The organism is Streptomyces sp. YS-3 (genome assembly GCF_045257485.1).
Classification (GTDB): Bacteria; Actinomycetota; Actinomycetes; order Streptomycetales; family Streptomycetaceae; genus Streptomyces.
In genome coordinates, this window is record NZ_JBJHPC010000638.1 from 1 (window position 1) to 3880 (window position 3880).

Sequence of the window (3880 nt, forward strand, 5' to 3'; positions counted from 1 at the left end):
CGCCCGTGCGGCCAAGTTGCATGGCCCCGGGCCTCTCCCCCCTGGCGCGCCACCGTCGGCGTCGGCTCCGCTGCGCGGATCGGACTGTCCTTCGGCCGTGGGCCGGTGGGGGGCATCCGCGCAGTTCCCCGCGCCCCTGAGGGGGTCCCCCGCGACCGGAAAACACAGCTCGGCCACGTCCCCCAGGGACGCGGGGAACTGCGCGAGCAACCCTCCACGGCCCGCAGACGAAGCGAGGGGGGGCGGGGCCGACAGGCCCGCAGGCAGGGCGTGGGCGCGAACCGGCCCCCAGTGGAGTCCTGCGCCGACCTGGGCCGTACGGGCGCGGCGGCCCGTGTCCGCGGCGCGGGTCCGTCACCCTCCGCCCCCGATCACATCGCCGCGGGCACCGGCTCGTCCGGGGAGTCGAGCCACAGTGTGTGCCGGCCGTCCGGGGTCACGGTCATCCCGAAGCGGTCCGGGCCGGGGCCGCCCGCCCGCAGCCACCACTCGTACGCCGCTTCCACCTCCGTCCACAGACGCCGCGGTCCGTACTCCCACACGGTGAACCGACCGTCCCTCCGCCCGTCCCGGTCCACCGCTGCCCACGAAGTGGCATCGGTGGTGGCGAGCCACAGGCGGGACGTCACCCCCTCGACGCCGGGATCCTCGTGCCAGGTGTGCCAGACATCCCGCGTGCGGAGCCCGATGGCGAACCGGGCGGCCCAGTCGTCGCCCGTCACCGCCCAGGGCGACAGGCGCGTCACGGACTCGGTGGGGACGTGCTCATCACGTACCACGTCACGGTAGATCCGCAGGTCGGAGCGCTGGCCGCGCATGAGCATGAACGCCGAGTGGGGCGAGAACCAGCCAGATGCCGTCCCCGTACCGTCAACGATGAGCCGCAGCAGCCCGTAACACAGCCACGGCGTCTCCCACGGCGTGAGGATCACCCCGCCCGGAACCGTCTGCCGCAGCCAGGCGCGGGGCACCTCCCGTACCGAGCACGTGGCGATGATCCGGTCATAGGGCGCTCCCGCCGGGTGGCCGGCGGCCCCGTCCCCGCTGATGACCGTCGGCTCCAGGCCCCCCATCCTCAAGGCGCGAGCCGCCCTCACCGCCAGTGCCGTGTCCACCTCGATCGTGGTCACCTGCTCGGCCCCGAGCCGATGGGCGAGCAGTCCGGCGTTCCAGCCGGTCCCGGTGCCGATCTCCAGCACGCGGTGTCCGGGACGGAGGCGCAGCAGGTCGAGCGTGCGGAAGACGACGGAGGGGGCCGAGGCGGACGAGGAGGGCCAGCGTTCCTCGTCGCCGGGGTCGTCGCCGTCGTTGACCTGGGTCACCACGGGAGCGTCCGCGTATGCCGCCCGCAGCCAGGTCTTGGGAGTGGAAGCGAGGGTGCAGGGGGTCAGGTCGTCGCCCAGCCAGACCGTCTCGGGCAGGAAGGTGTGCCGGGGCACGGCCCAGAACGCGTGCTCCCACTCCGGTGCGAGCGGGGCGCCGAGTTCGTCGTGGAGCGCGCCGAGCAGACCGTGCGCGGCGAGCTGCTCGGCCGCCGTGCGGGCGCGGTGGTCCGTGGTCACGGTGTGCGCGCTACTTCCCGTGCTTCGGCGGCTGCTTGGGCTGCGAGCTGTCCGGCGAGGGCTTGGAGGTACCCGGGTCCTTGCCGCCCGCGTGCTTCCCGTCGCCACCGCCGCCGCCCTTGCCTGTTCCCCATCCCATGACTGCTCCCTTGTGGTCGTGGTTGTCAACGAAGGTGGCGCGTCTCCCCGACGAGTGACATCGGAAACATCGGAAAGCGCCCTCTCGAATGGCCGAGGCCTGGGCCACGGCTGCCGACACCCTCAAGGAAACCGCTGTGAGGGCCAGCGCTCCACGGCGTCCATGCGGCAGCCTTGACGCACATCCGATGCTCGGGGCGCACGGTCCGCCTACGGCGGGCGCTCGCGGAAGAAGGGGGCCGCGTATGACACTCGCGGAACGGCGAAGGGCCCTGGGCTACAGTCAGGAAGCGTTCGCCCACGCGCTGGGCGTTGACCGCACGACGGTCGGTCGCTGGGAGAGCGGGAAGACCGAACCTCTGCCGTCCTTACGGCCCAGGCTCGCTGAGGTACTGCAAGTCGGACTCACCGAACTGGGCGCCCTGGTAGGACAATCGCCCAGCTCAGGGCAGGGGCCCGTCCCACAGTCCGGTGCCGCCATCCCTCGGGGGGACACTGAGGACATGATCCGACGCGAATTCCTGCGCGCGACATCGGTAGTCGGAGCCCTGACTTCTGCCCTGCCGGCCGACCGGGCCGCAGCGCTCGACGAAGTGGCCGGACGGGAAAGCGCCTCGGACTTCTCGCAGATGAATGATCACCTATGGCAGGTGTACCAACTCGCCCGCGCCAAGCGGTCGGTGCTCCCCATCGTCCGGGAACAGCTTTCCGTTCTGACTCGTACCCTCCGGGGGTTCTCCGGACCCGAGGTACCGATGCTGTGCGGCGCTGCCGGTGACCTGTTCCAGCTCGCGGGAGAGCTGGCGTACGACAGGAACCGTTACACCGACGCCGCCGGTTCCTACGCCCTGGCCGCTTCGGCGAGCAGGGAGGCGGGGGCGTACGACCTCTGGGCGTGCGCACTCGTCCGGCATGCGTACGTCGATCTTTGCGAACGCCGCTTCAAGGACGCCGCCGACCTCCTGTCGGCCGCTGAGATGATCGCCAGACGGGGAGACAGCGCACTGTCGACTCGGCACTGGGTCGCTTCCGTGCAGGCGGAGGCATTCGCCGGTCTGGGTGATCTGTCCGCGTGCGAGCGCGCGTTGGACGCGGCTGAGAAGGTCGCGTACCTGGCCGGTCCCGGGCACAACAGTGGCTGGCTTCGGTTCGACGGCTCGCGCCTGGCTGAGGAGCGGGGAGCGCGATACGTACAGCTCGGCCGTCTCGATCTGGCCGAGCAGACCCTGAGATCGGCCCTGGAACAGGGTGCACTGGCCCATGGTCATTCGTTTCGGCGACGAGGAGTGGTCCTGGCGGACTTGGCCGCCGTCGGCGCGAAGCGGCGCGATCCCGACCAGGTGATCGTTTTTGGCAGGGAGGCCTTGGACCTCGCGCGAGAGTCCTCCTCCGGATATGTCGCCCGTAGACTCCAGGCCCTACGCGGTGAGCTCGGCCCCATGGCGCACGACAGACGCGTAGCCGAGCTGGAGGCCGAGATCGGCGCGCTGAGCAAGACGTGACGAGAGGGGTTGGCATGTCGCACGGGCAGGGGCGGGGCCAGGGCGCACGGGTGTTCCGGGAGGCCTGGATCGCGGGAGTGCACCAGCACTTCCCCGGCGAGCCGAAGGCCGGCTACGTGACTCTGTGGGAGGACACACCGGAGTGGGAGCGGGCGGCGGCGGGCGCTGTGTACGAGCAGGTCAGCCAGTTCATCGAGGTCAGCGGCGGCACCGCGGCCAGACTGACCCGGGAGCAGAAGAGCCGTTTCGTCGCGACCTGCTGGATCGCGCAGATGTACAAGCACTTCGAGGACCCCAAGCCGGGTTATGTCGCCGACTGGTCCGAACTCCCTTCCTGGCAGCAGGAGACGGACGCGGACATCTTCGAAGCCATCGAGAAGGCCGTGAGCTGACTTCCGGGAATTACGCGCCCCCAACCGACCCGCACGCACCTCTTCGCCGGCTTCGTGTGGCTCCTCTTCTACGTGGGGCAGCACGCCCACAAGTGAGGAAGTGAAGTGGCGGGCGGAGCCGGAAGTCCTTACCCATCACGCGGCGCCCCCGTTACACTTCCCCCATGACTTCCGCGCAGCACACCACCTGGTGGCGCTCCTCCTAGGAGCGGCCACCAGACCTGCGCGCACGCGCGATTCCCAAGGGCCGTTCGACATCGGACGGCCCTTTCGCATGCCCCGCCCC

Annotated in this window: 5 protein-coding genes; 3 read left to right on the plus strand and 2 right to left on the minus strand. The window is 70.6% G+C overall.

Translation table 11 applies throughout. The features are described 5' to 3' along the window. Nucleotides 1-371 precede the first annotated feature (371 nt). Nucleotides 372-1562: a methyltransferase domain-containing protein gene (locus ACJA3G_RS32315; RefSeq protein WP_406556592.1), complete on the minus strand. Its 1191-nt coding sequence runs from the start codon at nucleotides 1560-1562 to the stop codon at nucleotides 372-374. Nucleotides 1563-1572: 10 nt separating this feature from the next. Then, complete coding sequence (locus tag ACJA3G_RS32320) at nucleotides 1573-1701, minus strand: hypothetical protein (RefSeq protein ID WP_358834284.1); 129 nt, start codon at nucleotides 1699-1701, stop codon at nucleotides 1573-1575. A 244-nt stretch (nucleotides 1702-1945) separates the two neighbouring features. Between ACJA3G_RS32320 and ACJA3G_RS32325 the strand changes: the two genes are divergently transcribed. Genes ACJA3G_RS32325 through ACJA3G_RS32335 form a run of 3 tightly spaced genes read left to right on the plus strand, consistent with a single transcriptional unit; the run spans nucleotide 1946 to nucleotide 3690 of the window. Continuing rightward, the gene (locus ACJA3G_RS32325; RefSeq protein ID WP_406556593.1) at nucleotides 1946-3202 is read left to right on the plus strand and encodes a helix-turn-helix transcriptional regulator; all 1257 of its coding nucleotides are present in this window, start codon (nucleotides 1946-1948) and stop codon (nucleotides 3200-3202) included. Nucleotides 3203-3216: 14 nt separating this feature from the next. Next, nucleotides 3217-3594: a hypothetical protein gene (locus ACJA3G_RS32330; RefSeq protein WP_406556594.1), complete on the plus strand. Its 378-nt coding sequence runs from the start codon at nucleotides 3217-3219 to the stop codon at nucleotides 3592-3594. Between the two features lie 9 nt (nucleotides 3595-3603). After that, nucleotides 3604-3690 carry a DUF6126 family protein gene (locus tag ACJA3G_RS32335; protein ID WP_406556595.1) on the plus strand — a complete coding sequence of 29 codons (87 nt, stop codon included), beginning with the start codon at nucleotides 3604-3606 and terminating at the stop codon, nucleotides 3688-3690. Nucleotides 3691-3880: the final 190 nt, after the last annotated feature.

Bases quoted from the DNA above. Each gene is read 5' to 3' on its own strand.
- ACJA3G_RS32320 (WP_358834284.1), bottom strand. From the start codon at position 1,701: ATGGGATGGGGAACAGGCAAGGGCGGCGGCGGTGGCGACGGGAAGCAC.
- ACJA3G_RS32325 (WP_406556593.1), top strand. From the start codon at position 1,946: ATGACACTCGCGGAACGGCGAAGGGCCCTGGGCTACAGTCAGGAAGCG.
- ACJA3G_RS32330 (WP_406556594.1), top strand. From the start codon at position 3,217: ATGTCGCACGGGCAGGGGCGGGGCCAGGGCGCACGGGTGTTCCGGGAG.